The sequence below is a fragment of the Shewanella sp. BJSY2023SW001 genome (genome assembly GCF_047314685.1).
GTDB classification, from domain to species: domain Bacteria; phylum Pseudomonadota; class Gammaproteobacteria; order Enterobacterales; family Shewanellaceae; genus Shewanella; species Shewanella indica.
Genome location: NZ_JBKORF010000007.1, coordinates 72,106 through 86,741, shown reverse-complemented (window position 1 = coordinate 86,741; position 14,636 = coordinate 72,106). Strand labels below are relative to the sequence as shown.

Annotated in this window: 15 protein-coding genes and 1 pseudogene; 12 read left to right on the top strand and 4 right to left on the bottom strand. The window is 51.2% G+C overall.

Translation table 11 applies throughout. The features are described 5' to 3' along the window. The 3 genes and pseudogenes from ACMHXH_RS01080 to mutH all read right to left on the bottom strand — a co-directional run. A pseudogene (locus ACMHXH_RS01080) lies at nt 1-182 on the bottom strand (IS256 family transposase); the annotation flags it as partial. 195 nt (nt 183-377) lie between these two features. Further along, a complete protein-coding gene (locus ACMHXH_RS01075) occupies nt 378-1,460 on the bottom strand; it encodes an adenylate/guanylate cyclase domain-containing protein (protein WP_039034192.1) in 1,083 nt (360 codons plus the stop codon). A gap of 122 nt (nt 1,461-1,582) precedes the next feature. After that, entirely contained in the window at nt 1,583-2,257 is a 675-nt protein-coding gene (gene mutH, locus ACMHXH_RS01070; RefSeq protein ID WP_039034193.1) for a DNA mismatch repair endonuclease MutH, read from the bottom strand. 698 nt (nt 2,258-2,955) lie between these two features. On the opposite strand from mutH, the gene rppH reads away from it, so the two are divergent. The 10 genes from rppH (at nt 2,956) to ACMHXH_RS01020 (ending at nt 11,586) form a co-directional block, all read left to right on the top strand. Then, nucleotides 2,956-3,480 (top strand): RNA pyrophosphohydrolase, encoded by a 525-nt coding sequence (gene rppH / locus ACMHXH_RS01065; protein ID WP_025010542.1) that lies wholly within the window; start codon nt 2,956-2,958, stop codon nt 3,478-3,480. 25 nt (nt 3,481-3,505) lie between these two features. Then, entirely contained in the window at nt 3,506-5,740 is a 2,235-nt protein-coding gene (gene ptsP, locus ACMHXH_RS01060) for a phosphoenolpyruvate--protein phosphotransferase (protein WP_039034194.1), read from the top strand. 47 nt (nt 5,741-5,787) lie between these two features. After that, nucleotides 5,788-6,588, top strand: coding sequence for a sulfite exporter TauE/SafE family protein (locus ACMHXH_RS01055; protein ID WP_039034195.1), 801 nt, complete (start codon nt 5,788-5,790; stop codon nt 6,586-6,588). 37 nt (nt 6,589-6,625) lie between these two features. Next, nucleotides 6,626-7,453, top strand: a complete 828-nt coding sequence (gene lgt / locus ACMHXH_RS01050) for a prolipoprotein diacylglyceryl transferase (protein ID WP_039034196.1) — start codon at nt 6,626-6,628, stop codon at nt 7,451-7,453. Then, nucleotides 7,453-8,247 (top strand): thymidylate synthase, encoded by a 795-nt coding sequence (gene thyA / locus ACMHXH_RS01045; RefSeq protein ID WP_039034197.1) that lies wholly within the window; start codon nt 7,453-7,455, stop codon nt 8,245-8,247. Before lgt ends, thyA begins: the two co-directional genes overlap by 1 nt. 117 nt (nt 8,248-8,364) lie before the next feature. Beyond that, entirely contained in the window at nt 8,365-9,540 is a 1,176-nt protein-coding gene (gene nhaA / locus ACMHXH_RS01040; RefSeq protein WP_039034198.1) for a Na+/H+ antiporter NhaA, read from the top strand. Beyond that, nucleotides 9,537-9,920: a hypothetical protein gene (locus ACMHXH_RS01035; RefSeq protein ID WP_039034199.1), complete on the top strand. Its 384-nt coding sequence runs from the start codon at nt 9,537-9,539 to the stop codon at nt 9,918-9,920. Before nhaA ends, ACMHXH_RS01035 begins: the two co-directional genes overlap by 4 nt. 16 nt (nt 9,921-9,936) lie before the next feature. Then, nucleotides 9,937-10,845, top strand: a complete 909-nt coding sequence (nhaR, locus tag ACMHXH_RS01030) for a transcriptional activator NhaR (RefSeq protein ID WP_039034200.1) — start codon at nt 9,937-9,939, stop codon at nt 10,843-10,845. A gap of 98 nt (nt 10,846-10,943) precedes the next feature. After that, entirely contained in the window at nt 10,944-11,183 is a 240-nt protein-coding gene (locus ACMHXH_RS01025; RefSeq protein ID WP_028779782.1) for a succinate dehydrogenase assembly factor 2, read from the top strand. Beyond that, nucleotides 11,164-11,586, top strand: a complete 423-nt coding sequence (locus tag ACMHXH_RS01020; RefSeq protein ID WP_413737511.1) for a protein YgfX — start codon at nt 11,164-11,166, stop codon at nt 11,584-11,586. The genes ACMHXH_RS01025 and ACMHXH_RS01020 overlap by 20 nt, the downstream gene beginning before the upstream one ends. Nucleotides 11,587-11,602: 16 nt before the next feature. Here ACMHXH_RS01020 and nadB read toward each other — a convergent pair whose 3' ends face one another. After that, entirely contained in the window at nt 11,603-13,213 is a 1,611-nt protein-coding gene (nadB, locus tag ACMHXH_RS01015) for an L-aspartate oxidase (protein WP_101095221.1), read from the bottom strand. 199 nt (nt 13,214-13,412) lie between these two features. Between nadB and rpoE the strand changes: the two genes are divergently transcribed. Beyond that, the gene (gene rpoE, locus ACMHXH_RS01010; RefSeq protein WP_144362024.1) at nt 13,413-13,991 is read left to right on the top strand and encodes an RNA polymerase sigma factor RpoE; all 579 of its coding nucleotides are present in this window, start codon (nt 13,413-13,415) and stop codon (nt 13,989-13,991) included. Between the two features lie 24 nt (nt 13,992-14,015). Beyond that, a complete protein-coding gene (locus ACMHXH_RS01005) occupies nt 14,016-14,636 on the top strand; it encodes a sigma-E factor negative regulatory protein (protein ID WP_039034203.1) in 621 nt (206 codons plus the stop codon).

The window sequence follows — 14,636 nt, the reverse complement described above, 5'->3', positions numbered from 1 at the left end:
GTCTTGCCATTTCTGCGATTACCAGGCTGCTTATCTTCAAGATGTTGGTCGAGCTCAACATTGAGGGCCGCTTCAGTAAGCTGTTTAATGAGTGGTGTGAGAATACCATCTTTGCCGGTCAGGTCTTTACCTGCACGCAGAGCTTCAATGGCGGCTTCCATGTCAAATGTAGGTTTGGTCATTTGAATATCCTTTTGGGTGTATATTACTCAAATGACACAGATTTATGAACACTACCAATTAGTTGTCTTGTGAGGTGTAGAATGAAATTTAAACTGTTATTGATTTTTTGTGTGTCTATGCTGTTTGCTGGATGTGCTTCTGTACCTACTGAAAGGGCGTTGCCACTTAAAATTTAGCCCTTAATAGGCTGTTTTTTATGACTGATTGCCTTGTTTTGGTTTAACCCCGAACACTTCAATGGAGTGTTGTTTACCCTTTAACTTGACCGGTCCTAAATTGGTGAGCTGATACTCGCTGTCATCATTTTCCAGCCTAGCTACCAGCGCGCCGGAGAGCAGCATCCTTTGTCCTAAGGGGTTACACTGATCCTGTAGTCGCGCTAGGGTGTTGAGCACGTCGCTGAAGAAGCTGATCTCTTGTTTTTGCACCCCGACCACAGCTGCAACCACTTGGCCACAGTGAGCCGCCGCCTTGAATTTGGGGACAAAACCATAGTGTTCTTCAAAATAGCGTCGCTGCCAATTGAGCTGCTGGCTGAATTCAAAGTAGATATTCATACATCTGTCGTTAATGATGCCGTCTTCCAGCGGCCAATGGATGAGCACGGCATCACCCATGTAACGATAGATCTCGGCATCATTGTTGGTGACTGTATCGGAAAGCAAGCTGAAACTGTCCTGTATCAGCCGGGCAAAGCGGTAATCCCCCAGAGATTCGGCATGGGTAGTGGAAGCTACCATATCGAGATAGAGAAATAGCCGCTGTTCATATCTGGGCTTGTGATACTTACCCAGACCTATGTTTAACAGGATCCTGGGGCCTACCAGTAGTCCCATCTGTTCAATAAAGGCGAGCCCGACCCTGACTACCACCAGATAAATAATTAACGCCTGGAATGAGGGACTATAGAGGATATGCACTGTCAGCATCTGCCTCAAGGTTGCCATATGGTTCTCTATGGCCCACATATTCAGGTACTGGGTCATATAAGCCAAAGTGGTGGCACCCAAGAGCAGAAACAGCCCTTTAAAAATGACGGAGAAGACATAGGGCAGGCGATTGATGGCACTGAAGTCGGCTATCAGGTTTGACATCCAGTGCAAGCTACCGAAAATAATTCCCATGTAGGCGGCCAGCGTCGCGAGATCCGCCGAGCCGACAGCCCACTGAGGTAGCTCAGTGGTTTGGGCATAGCGAAAAAATACAAAAGCTGCCATAGCTACTGTCCATGCCATTATGGCAAACAGAAGCTTTTTGGCCTGGCGACGCGCTCTCACGGGGTAACTTCTATCCTAAATTAACGGGCCTTCTCAGGATGCGCTAGTTTATAGAATATACCCCTCTGATTTCCAGTGGTAATTGTGATCTTAATCAAGGCAAGTGCCGATTAGAGGCGATATCAGCCAAAAAAGCGCTCAAGTAACCCTTTTGTGAACTGAGTTTTGAGATAAAAGCCCCTGGGGTTGGTCATCTGGATACTGCCATCCTCGGCAATACTCTCGGTTAACACCTTACTGTTGGCCGCCTTTGGCCTTAACTGTAATACTTCACCGTGCCTGGCCGTGATCTTGCTGACCTTGCCCATGCTGATAAGCTCCATGATTTCTTCCCAATCCTGGCGCAATAGCCTGTCTTCCTCGACGCTTGGTTCCCATAAAAGCGGCGAGCCGATACGTCGGACACCCGGGGGAAGATCTCTGTCCCCCTGAACCGGGATCCACAGTACCCGCTGCAATTTGTGATACACCAGACTCTGCTCCCAGCGCAGTCCTGAAATATTGGTTAGCGGCGCGACACAGACATAGGTGGTTTCCAGCGGCATACCGCGTTCATCTATTGGAATGCTCTTCAGTTCTACCCCAAGGTGCAGAAAGTCCTGTTCGGGCTTGGAGCCTGCGGTCGCTCCCAATGCCAGCTCCAGTAGTTGTCCGGTCCAGCCTTTATCACGGCGAAAGTCTTTGGGCACGGCTACCCCTAAAGATTCGGCGAGCTGTCCCAGAGTCAGCCCGGCGATATCGTCGGCGCGCTTTAGCAGTTGTGCCAAGGAGCTTGGCGGCAAGATATTGGTTTTCATGGCGTTGATTTTACCTGAGCGGGATTGGATAACAAGTTTGTGCAAAAAATGGTCATTGCGATGTCGGGTGAAGTCATCCCCAAAATTAATTTTTCTATCATTATGTTTTTATTGACTAAAGTTTTCATCTTCAACTATAGGGGAATGGATTTCCTGAGTTACTCGCCGATTTCCCCTGTGTTGCCAACAAACTTATCCACAGCATTTTGGGATAACTGAACAATTATGGCCGCATTAAAACAAATAATGGTCGGTGTCAACCGGGTTTTGACGCTGTTTTTCAGCTTGAAAGTCGAGTTTTTGTCCGTAGGGTGTGAATAAAGTTTTGTGACATTGCCGAGAAATTGCTTCTGATCGAGTGTGGGTTAAAAAGTGTACTATTGGTGGTTTGGTTGTGGTTGTATTCGTTTTTGTGCTTTGTATCATTATGTATTTTAAGTGTTTTTGTTGGGTTTGTGTCTTTGTCAATTAGGAGGGGAAGGTTGTAAAAAGCAGCGTTTCCAGAAGTTCAGCCGAGTTTCAAACAGAGATATCCACAGTTTTTGTGGATATCCACTCAAGCAGAGATGGTTAATTGTTGATAAAGTGGAAAAGCTTATTTGATTATCCAAAGAAAAAGCCGTAAATAGAGAATTGCTGCCGACGTGGGATTGTGAAACAATCGAATCATTGAAATTTATCGCTTTTTCGGAGTCCATGTGATTGACAGCGACGGTTTTCGCGCAAATGTGGGCATCATTATCTGTAACAGATTTGGCCAAGTAATGTGGGCCAGGCGTTTTGGTCAGCACTCCTGGCAGTTTCCCCAAGGGGGATTGGATGACGGTGAATCCGCCGAAGATGCCATGTATCGAGAGCTGTATGAAGAAGTCGGGCTCAGGCCGGAACATGTGCAGATATTAACATCCACCCGCTCCTGGTTGCGATACAGATTGCCAAAGCGTTTGGTGCGCCAAGACAGCAAGCCTGTCTGTATCGGTCAAAAGCAGAAATGGTTTTTGCTGCAGCTCAAGAGTCAGGATAGTGCCGTTAACTTGAATTCGTCCGGCCATCCTGAATTCGATGACTGGCGCTGGGTCAGTTATTGGTACCCTGTGCGTCAGGTCGTATCTTTTAAACGTGACGTCTACCGGAAAGTGATGAAAGAGTTCGCCACCACGGCTCTGGCATTGCAGACCCGGGAGCCTTCACGCCGAAGGGGACGACAAAGAGCAGCAGGCTGAGGTTTGATATCGAAAGGGGGAACAGGTGTTAAACACGCTCAGGGATATTACTCAGGCAGTTGCGGCCGCAAGGGATCTTGAGGCTGCCCTTGAGCTATTGGTCGGCCAGATAAAGGCCGCCATGAGCACTCAGTGTTGTTCTATCTATATTCTGGATAAAAATGAGTTGGTCCTCTCGGCCACTGATGGTCTTAAGCCCAGTGCCGTTGGCCAGGTTCGCATGCCGTTGACCGAAGGTCTGGTGGGCTTGGTTGCTGAGCGTGAAGAAGCCATCAACCTTGCCGATGCCAGAGCACATCCCAGATTCAAACTCTTTCCCGAAGTGGCTGAAGAGGAATATCGAGCTTTTCTCGCCGCGCCTATTATCTATCAGAAACAGTTGCTTGGCGTCATAGTGGTGCAGCAGCCCAGTGCCCGTCAGTTCAGCGAAGGGGAAGAAGCCTTTCTTATGACGCTGGCGGCGCAGTTGGCCATGGCTATTCGCGGCCTCAAACAAAAGGCCAGCGTCAAGGAAGATCAGCTGCAAATCCTGTTTCAGGGCACACCGGCTTCCAATGGTATCGCCATTGCCCATGCTTTGGTGCTGGGTGGTCAGATATCCCTGGAGCAGCCGGATCAAACCGCAACAGATATCCCCAATGAGCTTGAACGCCTCAAGGCGGCAATCGAGCGTTGCCGTAACACTCTGAGCACCCTGGCACAGCGTTTTGACCGCGAGCAGGATGAAGAGGTGGTGTCTATCTTCTCGGCGCTGCAGCTCTTGCTGGAAGAGGCCAGCCTTGGGGGCGAATATCGCGATGAAGTGCTTGCGGGTTGGTGCGCCGAGTCGGCGGTCAGCCGCGTGTCTTTGCGTTACATCACCCAGTTTATGGCGATGGAAGACCCCTATCTCAAGGAGCGGGCCAGCGATATCCGTGACTTGGGGCAGAAGGTGCTGCGCCAGTTGATTGAGCCGGAACGGTTGGAGCTCAATGCCGATAAGCCGGTTATTCTGGTGACCCGTGAAGCTGATACCACCTTGCTGGCCGAGTTTCCGCGGCAAAAGTTGGCCGGGATAGTGACAGAACTTGGCGGGGTCAACTCCCATGCTGCTATTCTGGCCCGGGCGCTGGGTGTGCCGGCTATCACAGGGGTCGACCAGGTTTTGGCTGCCGATATCGACAAGAAGCTTTTGGTGCTCAATGCCACCCGCGGTCAGCTGATGGTGTCGCCGTCTCCGGCCGTGGTCGGTGAGTACCGCAGTTTGTTGTCCGCCGAGAGAGCGTTACAGCGGCAATACGCCAGAGAACTGAACCTGCCGGCCGAGACGGTCGATGGCAAACGTATTCATCTATACATGAATGCCGGCTTACTCAGTGGTTTGGCCTCGGAAATTGCCGAAGGCGCCGATGGTATTGGGCTATATCGCACCGAAATCCCTTTCATGTTGCAGCAGCGTTTTCCCAGCGAGTCTGAGCAGGTCAAGGTGTATCGCCAGGTGTTGGAGGCGGCATCGGGGCGCCCCGTGGTGATGCGCACCCTGGATGTGGGCGGAGACAAACCCTTGCCTTATTTCCCCATCAAGGAGGAAAACCCATTTTTGGGCTGGCGTGGCATTCGTTTGTCGCTGGACCATCCAGAGCTGTTTCTGGTGCAAATTCGCGCCATGCTCCAGGCCAGCGGCAGCGGCGAGCAGCTGCATATTCTGCTGCCCATGGTCAGTAATCTCGATGAGATAGATCAATCGCTTGAATATATCGAACAGGCTTATTCCGAGCTTAAGTCGGATGTGAATCCTGAGCTGAAAAGACCCAAGGTGGGCATTATGCTGGAGGTGCCGGCGCTGCTGTTTCAACTGGATGAAGTTGCCAAGCGGGTCGATTTTGTTTCGGTCGGCAGCAACGATTTGACCCAATATCTGTTGGCGGTGGATCGCAACAACCCCAGGGTCAGCGCCCTGTTTGACAGTTATCATCCGGGGATATTGCGTTCGCTGAAACAGGCGCGGGAGACCTGCCGTCTATATGGCCTCGGTGCCAGTGTCTGTGGCGAGTTAGCCGGTGAACCCGGTGGTGCCTTGCTGCTGGTTGCTATGGGCTACAACCGCTTGAGTATGAACCAGGGGAGCTTGGCCAGAATAAATTATCTGCTGCGGCGAGTGCGCAGCGATGAACTCGAGCAGTTATTGGCCGAGGCATTGACACTCAAAAGCGGCAACGAAGTGCGGCAACTGGTGCACGATTATTTGGGGCAAAGAGAACTGGCAGCCATTCTCAATTGAACCTGCCATGCCGGGTATGGAATAACAACAAGAATTAAGGAACCTCTGTGGACGCATTTCTCTGGGTATTTGGTGTTTGTCTGGCGTTGGGCGCTTTTGTCGGCTTTATGGCCGGTTTGTTGGGGATAGGCGGCGGTCTTATCGTGGTGCCGGCGCTGCTGTATATTTTACCCAAGGTGGGGGTTCCTGCCGCGCAGTTGCCCCATGTCGCCATTGCTACTTCGTTGGCGGCCATTATTTTGACCTCTTTTTCATCCGCCCGCGCCCACCACAGCCGCGGCAATATTCCTTGGCCGCTGTTTAAATCCATGTTGCCGGGGCTGGCACTGGGGGCCTTGTGTTCGGGTTTTATTGCCGAGTTGATCCCGGCCGATGATCTGCGCCGTGCCTTTGCGGTGTTTGTTATTCTAATGGCCGCCCAGATGGCATTTCCTTTCCGTCCATCAGCGAAAGAGGGCTTGCCGCCATTTCCCGTGTTGCTTATCGTCTCGGCGATGATTGCCATTATTGCCGCCTTGATGGGGATAGGCGGTGGGGTGCTCTTGGTGCCTTTCCTCACTTGGTGTGGGTTGCAGATGCGTCAGGCGGTGGGTTTTTCATCGGCTACCGGCCTTATTATCGCCCTTTGGGGCAGTTTAGGGTATGTTATCGCAGGCTGGAATGCCCCTGATATGCCAAGTGGTACTTTGGGATATGTCTATCTGCCGGCTTTGCTGGGTATTATTGCTTCCTCAATGTTGGTTGCGCCTGTGGGGGTCAAAGCGGCCAGCACCTGGCCGACGCCTGTACTGAAGAAAATATTTGCACTTTTATTGGTTGTTGTGGGTCTTAAACTTATTCTGGCCTGATCTGCGCCTTGGTTAATTTAGGAATCGTCTTTCTGTTATGGCTTTAGAATTTCCCAATATTGATCCTGTGATCGTCTCTTTTGGCCCCTTTGAGCTGTTCGGCCAGACTTTTGAACCGGCTTTGCGTTGGTATGGTTTCATGTACCTGCTGGGCTTTTTGGCCGCTATGATACTGCTCAACCGTATGGCTGACAGATCCAAGGGGTTATGGAGCCGCGAGCAGGTCTCTGATCTGCTGTTCTATGCCTTTCTCGGGGTGATCCTGGGGGGCCGCATAGGTTATGTGCTCTTTTACCATCTGGATTACTTTATTGCCGACCCCTTGTACCTATTCAAGATCAGCGAAGGCGGCATGTCTTTCCATGGTGGTTTGATGGGGGTTATTCTGGCCATGCTCTACATCGCCTGGAAACAGAAGCGCAGCTTCTTTGCGGTGGCGGATATGGTGGCCCCTGTGGTACCTATCGGCTTGGGGGCCGGGCGTTTGGGTAACTTTATCAATGGTGAGCTTTGGGGCCGGGTGACAGATGTACCTTGGGCCATGGTGTTTCCTTCCGGTGGCCCTGAGCCTCGTCATCCTTCACAACTGTATCAATTTGCCCTCGAAGGCGTTGCGCTGTTTATTTTACTGCAATGGTTCAGCAAACGCAGTCCCAAGACCGGAGCCGTGTCCGGGATGTTTTTGCTCGGCTATGGTATCTTCCGCTGCATAGTGGAAACGGTCAGGCAGCCGGATGCTCAACTCGGGCTTTATTTGGGCTTTTTGACCATGGGGCAAATACTGTCAGTGCCCATGATCCTCTTTGGACTCTATCTGTTAATGCGTAATGCGCCGCAGGCCGGCGTGGTGAAGGACAAGCAGTAATGCAGCAATATCTTGATTTAATGCAACATATTTTAGATGCCGGTACCGAAAAAACTGACCGTACCGGCACGGGAACCCGCTCTGTATTTGGCTATCAGATGCGTTTTGACCTCAGTAAGGGGTTCCCCTTGGTGACCACCAAGAAGTGCCATTTGCGCTCCATTATTCATGAGTTGCTCTGGTTCCTGAAAGGGGACACCAATGTTGCTTACCTGCATGAAAATAAAGTGACGATTTGGGATGAGTGGGCCGATGAATCCGGTAATCTGGGACCGGTTTACGGCGCTCAGTGGCGTAGCTGGCCAACGCCCGATGGCGGTCATATCGATCAGATTACCCAGGTGATAGAACAGATCAAATCACAACCTGACTCCAGACGTTTGATTGTCTCCGCCTGGAATGTCTCCGAGCTCGACAAGATGGCGCTGGCGCCTTGCCATGCCTTCTTCCAGTTTTATGTGGCCGATGGCAAGTTGTCTTGTCAACTGTATCAGCGCAGCTGTGATGTGTTCCTGGGGCTGCCGTTCAATATTGCCAGTTATGCGCTGTTGACCATGATGGTAGCGCAGCAGTGCGATCTCGAATTGGGCGATTTCGTCTGGACCGGCGGTGATACCCATCTTTATTCCAATCATATGGAACAAACGGCGCTGCAACTCAGTCGTGAACCCAAGTCTCTGCCACAAATGAAAATTATTCGCAAGCCTGAGTCTATTTTTGACTACCGATTCGAAGATTTCGAGTTGTCAGGTTACGATCCTCACCCTCATATCAAAGCACCAGTTGCCATTTAAAAACAGTTTTTTAGCGAAATACCTCGTATATTTCGAGGTGTTTCGCAGAAACTTTCGATTATTCTTACCTAAATCCATCTACTACACTCAAATCAATTATGTTTTTGGGAGTTTAGTATGGAAAAGGCACTTCGGAATTTCCTGAGTCAGGAATCTGCCGGCGGCATCTTGTTATTGATTGCTGTAGCCTTGGCAATGGTCTTGGCTAATTCACCACTAGCCGGCGTTTATCAAGGTTTTTTGGATACCCCGATGCAGTTGCGTCTCGGGGCGCTGGATATCAACAAGCCCTTACTGTTGTGGATCAACGATGGTTTGATGGCGCTGTTCTTTCTGTTGATCGGTCTTGAAGTTAAGCGTGAATTACTTGAGGGAGCGCTGTCCAGCGTTTCCAAGGCATCTCTACCCACTTTTGCTGCTATAGGCGGCATGCTTGTTCCGGCCGCAGTCTATCTGCTGTTTAATGCCAATGACCCTGTGACCCAGGGGGGCTGGGCTATTCCGGCCGCGACCGATATCGCCTTTGCGCTGGGGATAATGGCACTTTTAGGCAACCGGGTTCCTGTTGCGCTCAAGGTGTTTTTATTGGCGCTGGCAATCATAGATGACCTGGGTGTAATCGTTATTATTGCGCTGTTCTATAGCAGTGATCTGTCGATGATAAGCCTGGTGATTGCTGCTGCTGCGGTTATAGGTTTGATTATTCTGAACCGCCGCGGTGTAACTGCGCTTGGCGCTTATGGCGTGCTTGGGGCCATTCTTTGGGTTGCCGTACTCAAGTCCGGGGTTCATGCCACTTTGGCCGGGGTGATCATCGCCTTCTGTATTCCGCTGCGCGACAAGCAAGGTGGTTCACCGTCCGAGCATTTGGAGCATACGCTGCACCCTTGGAGCACTTTCCTGATCCTGCCGGTATTTGCTTTTGCCAACGCCGGGGTAGCCTTGGGCGGTATGTCGCTGGAGAGCCTGGTATCGCCTGTACCTCTGGGGATCGCTTTGGGTCTGTTGCTCGGTAAGCCGATTGGTGTGGTGTTGTTCAGTTTTATTGCAGTTAAGTTGCGTCTGGCAGAGTTGCCTGAGGGCATTGCCTGGCGCCATATCATGCCTGTGGCTGTGATGTGCGGTATAGGATTTACCATGTCGATGTTTATTGCCTCGCTGGCATTTGAACATGGTGGCGTTGTCTATAGCGATTTGGCCAGGTTGGGGATCCTGATCGGATCTATGTTGGCGGCAGTCGTGGGCTATTTCTGGCTGTCAAAAGTGTTACCTGAAAAAGGAGAAAAGGAATGAAAACAAGCATAATGGCAGGACTCATTCTGGCGGGCTTAGCCCCTTTGGTTCAGGCGTCACAGATAGAAGCCTGTGTTGCAGACAAGGAAGCTGTCCTGTGTCAGAGTTACCTTGAGGGTGTTGTTGATGGTGCGCTTATGTATAAGCCTCAGGCGGTAGGTGCCCGCCTGGACAGCAACGGTTATGAAGCCCGCGCGCTTAAATATCGGGGTGGTAAGCGTTTTCAGGAAGCCAATCGCAAGTATTGCCTGGAGAGGATCCCGGATAGGGAGCAACTGGTACAGGGGATCAGCGAAGCTTTTGAAAGCGGCGAGGTCAAGGATATAGAGACACTGCAGCTTGCCGTGAATAATTTGCTGGACTGTCAGCGTTTGAAGTAAGGAGTCGGGGCAGCCTATGTCTCATTTGAACTATAACCACCTGTATTACTTTTGGATGGTGCATAAGCAAGGCTCAGTGACCAAGGCTGCCGAGACACTCTGTTTAACCCCACAAACCATTACCGGCCAGATACGCACTCTGGAAGAAAGGCTTAAGGGGAGTCTGTTCAAGCGGGTGGGGCGTAATCTGGCCCCCACTGAATTGGGCGAGTTGGTGTTTCGCTACGCTGATAAAATGTTCAGCCTCTCCTATGAGATGCTCGATGTGCTCAACTATCGCAAGGATGAGTCCATTCTGTTCGAGGTGGGCATTGCCGATGCTCTCTCCAAGGCGTTGGCTAGTCGAGTTTTGATGTCGGTTATCCCAGCCAATAGCTCCATGCATCTTGCCTGTTATGAATCGACTCACGAGAGTTTGATGGCCAGGCTCAGAGAACACAAGCTGGATATGATACTGTCGGACTGTGCCGGTGAGTCTCTCAAATATCCGGAAATTCTTTCCAAGAAACTGGGTGAGTGCGGTATTGCCTTCTTCTCGGCGCAGGAGTTCAAAAGTGGCTTTCCTGAATGTTTGGAAGAGGGGCCCCTGCTGATCCCGAGTCGGCGCACTTCCCTGGGCCAGCAGCTCTATCGCTGGTTTGATGAGAAACGCCTTAATGTCACGATTCTCGGCGAGTTCGACGATGCGGCTATGATGAAGGCCTTTGGCTACTTCCGTAAGGGGATATTTGTCGCCCCCTCCATCTATCAGCAGGATATTCTCGAGCACAACATACGTCTGCTCGGTGAAACCATGGAGATCAAAGAGGAATATCATGTGATGTTTGCCGAGCGAATGATCCAGCATCCGGCGGTGCAGCGTTTGCTGGAAACCGATTTTGGTGAGCTATTCGCCGGTCGTGATCTTCAGGTGCAGCAGTTCTGATACGAGTGGATGATTAAGGCGGATATTCGACAGCGCTGACGCCAGAATGTAAACTTGCGACAAAATTCTTGATTGGAGCATGATAGGTGTCTGACTTGATGAGTACCCCCAGGGTAAAGTGGGCATGTCGCCGTGGTATGCTGGAGCTTGATGTACTGTTTCAACCCTTTGTGGAACAGCATTACGAGACTCTGAGTCCTGAGGATAAGGCCTTGTTTGTTCGTCTGCTTGAGTGTGAAGACCCGGAACTGTTTGCCTGGTTTATGGGGCATGAGCAATGTCCGGATCCGCAACTGGCACAGATGGTAGTGCGCGTTCGTGGTCGGGCAGCGCCATAGATTTCAGCTCAGTTCTTCCTTCAGCCAGTATCTGAGTCTAACTGTGCTGGCTGCTGTTTGCCTGAGCAGCTTTTTTGCCTGGCCGGCGTTGGATTATCCTTTTTATTTATCGTTCAAATACATATGTTTACTGCTAATGCTGGCAGGCTTTGGCCTTGCGCTGTTGCGTTTGCGCCGCTGGCAACTCTGTTTCTGGCTCAATGATTTGGGTGAAGGACAGTTCGTACCCGGTTCGAGTTTTAAGCTCAGTGGCAAACCTTGGGTCAGCCCCTTTGTGGTGACTTTTACTTATCAGGGGGAGGATAACTGCGGGCGTTGCTGGCTGTTTGCCGATATGTTTGACGACACAGACTATCGTCATCTGTGTCGTCTATTGTTGCAGCGCTCAAAGTCCGCTAACTAAACTGATTCCAGCCCAGTTACTCCGGCTGCAGAATGGTAGGCTGCGGATTATCCAGTTTCTGCGGATGATCGATATTACAGTGCAGGCCGCGGCTTTCCTTACGGGCCATGGCGCAGCGGATGATCAACTCGGCCACCTGCACTAGGTTGCGTAATTCCAGCAGGTTGTTTGTGACGTGGAAGTTGCTGTAATACTCCTGGATCTCCTGTTGTAGCATGGCGCAGCGGCGCAGGGCCCGCTCCAAACGCTTGTCTGAGCGTACAATGCCGACATAATCCCACATAAAGAGTCTCAGCTCGTGCCAGTTGTGAGCAATAACCACTTCCTCATCCGAGTTACACACCTGGCTTTCATCCCAGGCCGGGATATTACCGGGCATGGCAATTTTACCTAGTTGGCTTTGAATATCGGTCGAAGCGGCGCGAGCGAATACCAGACACTCCAGCAAGGAGTTACTCGCCAGGCGGTTTGCGCCGTGCAGTCCGGTATAAGCCACTTCACCTATGGCATAGAGACCATTGAGATCAGTCTGGCCATGAAAATCTGTCATTACCCCGCCGCAGGTATAGTGAGCGGCAGGCACCACAGGGATAGGTTCCTTGGTGATATTTATCCCTAAGTCCAGGCAGCGCTGGTAAATGGTGGGGAAATGCTTGATGACAAATTCAGGATCCTTGTGGCTGATGTCCAGATAGACGCAATCGGCGCCGAGGCGTTTCATTTCATAGTCTATGGCCCTGGCTACAATGTCTCTGGGCGCCAGTTCGGCGCGTTCATCGAAGTCAGGCATAAAGCGACTGCCATCGGGACGGCGCAGATAGGCGCCTTCACCGCGCAGGGCTTCGGTCAGCAGGAAATTACGGGCATCTGAATGGTATAGACAGGTCGGATGGAACTGATTGAATTCCATGTTGGCTACCCGGCAACCGGCACGCCAGGCCATGGCAATACCATCACCACTGGCGATATCCGGGTTAGAGGTGTACTGGTAAACCTTGGAACTGCCGCCGGTCGCCAGCGCGACAAACTTAGCCTTGATGGTTTCCACCTGCTCAAGGTTACGGTTCCAGACATAGGCGCCCAATACCCGGTTGCCCGGACGGCCCAGTTTACGGGTGGTGATCAAATCTATGGCGTTGTAACGCTCAAGCACCAGAATATTGGGGTGGGCCTGGGCCATCTCCTGCAGTGTGGTCTGTACCTCTTTGCCGGTGGCATCGGCGGCGTGCAGAATACGTCTGTGGCTGTGGCCGCCTTCACGGGTCAGATGGTAGGCGCTGTCATTGATGCTGCCATCGGGGTTTTCTTCCTTATCAAAGGCAACACCGCATTCAATCAGCCATTGCATGGCGGCGCGGGCATTCTCGGCCGTATAGGTTACCACGGCTTCATCACAGAGTCCGGCGCCGGCGACCAAGGTGTCGGCCACGTGGGATTCTATGGTATCCTCCTCGTCGAAAACCGAGGCTATGCCCCCTTGGGCATAATAGGTCGAGCCTTCGTTGAGAGGACCTTTGGAGAGTAAAATGACTTTGGTTTTTTCAGCCAGGTGAAGGGCGAGAGTCAAGCCCGCTGCACCACTGCCTATGACCAGGACGTCAGATTGGTGTTCAACTACTTGTTTCATCGGGTATCATGAGATGTGACTGGGGGTTCGGTTATGGTAAACCAACTCGCAAGGGATGGATACAACTCAGCTCAGGTTATTCGCAGTACATTTTTTGCAAAACATCAGAACTTTTTCGAAGCACGCTAGTCTACATAAGTGAATATGATTCGAGCGACTGAGAAATCAGCATTATAAGATTTGGGAGAAGTCGGCTCGGATGAGTGGACAAATAAGTGATCAACAACTGGTTGAGCGCGTACAACGTGGCGATAAAAACGCTTTTAACCTGCTGGTACAAAAGTACCAGAGTAAGGTCATCAATCTGATATCCCGTTATGTACGGAATCAGGCTGATGTAGCAGACGTGGCGCAAGAAGCTTTTATCAAGGCTTATCGGGCGTTACCTAATTTCCGCGGTGAGAGTGCCTTTTATACCTGGTTGTACCGAATAGCAGTAAATACGGCCAAGAATCATCTGGTGTCACAGGGGCGCAGAACACCTGCGAACGATGTTGATGCCGATGAAGCCGAATTTTACGATGGCAGTGATGCCCTGAAAGAATTCGCCTCTCCTGAGCGGTTGATGCTTTCAGACGAGATAAAGAAGACTGTTTTCGACACTCTCGAATCGCTGCCGGAAGAGTTAAAGATGGCTATCTCCTTGCGTGAGCTTGATGGTATGAGCTACGAGGATATTGCCAATGTGATGGATTGCCCTGTAGGTACTGTGAGATCCCGTATCTTTCGCGCCCGGGAAGCCATCGATAAGAAGCTCCAGCCTTTGCTGGAAAGATGACCCTTTAATAGAGACAGGTGAGTAATGGATAAATTAGGTCAGGAGTGGGTTTCTGCGGCAGTGGACGGCGAAACCGACGCTCAGACGCTGGCAGAACTGGCTGGTGACACTGCTTCTCACGACAAGTGGCGTAACTATCATCTTATCGGTGATGCCATGCGTGGCGAGTTGCCTTCTGCTATCCCCTTGGATCTGTCCGCCAGTATTGCGGCCGCTATCGACAAGGAGCCGGCGATTGTTGCGCCTGTCACCTCAACTCAGGTACCTGAGGACGTTGAGCCCCAACGTCAGCTTGCTTCCGGCGGTAGAGTGATTCCCATGTTCAAACAGTTTGGCCAGTATGCGATTGCGGCCACTGTTGCCATGGTTGCCATTGTTGGTGTTCAGAACTACAACCAGACACCTGAAAGCCAGGATCCTGCATCCCCAGTGCTTATTACCCGTCCATTGGTGGGCAGTGCTTCACCTGTTAGCCTGCAAACCGGACCGGTTCAGCAGCCACAGGGGTATACCAATGAGCAGTTGATTGAGCAACGTCGCAGGATTAACAGCTATATTCAGGATCATATGTTGCAACAGAGATTGAATGCCGGTGTGGTTATGGATAACAATAGTGAGGTCGTTCCTGTTCCTATGAATCGTTAA

What these genes read in the sequence shown, in the direction of transcription:
- mutH (WP_039034193.1), bottom strand. Translation starts at nt 2,257, where the DNA reads ATGAAAACCAATATCTTGCCGCCAAGCTCCTTGGCACAACTGCTAAAG.
- nhaR (WP_039034200.1), top strand. Translation starts at nt 9,937, where the DNA reads ATGTCTCATTTGAACTATAACCACCTGTATTACTTTTGGATGGTGCAT.
- ACMHXH_RS01035 (WP_039034199.1), top strand. Translation starts at nt 9,537, where the DNA reads ATGAAAACAAGCATAATGGCAGGACTCATTCTGGCGGGCTTAGCCCCT.
- rpoE (WP_144362024.1), top strand. Translation starts at nt 13,413, where the DNA reads ATGAGTGGACAAATAAGTGATCAACAACTGGTTGAGCGCGTACAACGT.
- ACMHXH_RS01005 (WP_039034203.1), top strand. Translation starts at nt 14,016, where the DNA reads ATGGATAAATTAGGTCAGGAGTGGGTTTCTGCGGCAGTGGACGGCGAA.
- thyA (WP_039034197.1), top strand. Translation starts at nt 7,453, where the DNA reads ATGCAGCAATATCTTGATTTAATGCAACATATTTTAGATGCCGGTACC.
- nhaA (WP_039034198.1), top strand. Translation starts at nt 8,365, where the DNA reads ATGGAAAAGGCACTTCGGAATTTCCTGAGTCAGGAATCTGCCGGCGGC.
- nadB (WP_101095221.1), bottom strand. Translation starts at nt 13,213, where the DNA reads ATGAAACAAGTAGTTGAACACCAATCTGACGTCCTGGTCATAGGCAGT.
- ACMHXH_RS01025 (WP_028779782.1), top strand. Translation starts at nt 10,944, where the DNA reads ATGAGTACCCCCAGGGTAAAGTGGGCATGTCGCCGTGGTATGCTGGAG.
- lgt (WP_039034196.1), top strand. Translation starts at nt 6,626, where the DNA reads ATGGCTTTAGAATTTCCCAATATTGATCCTGTGATCGTCTCTTTTGGC.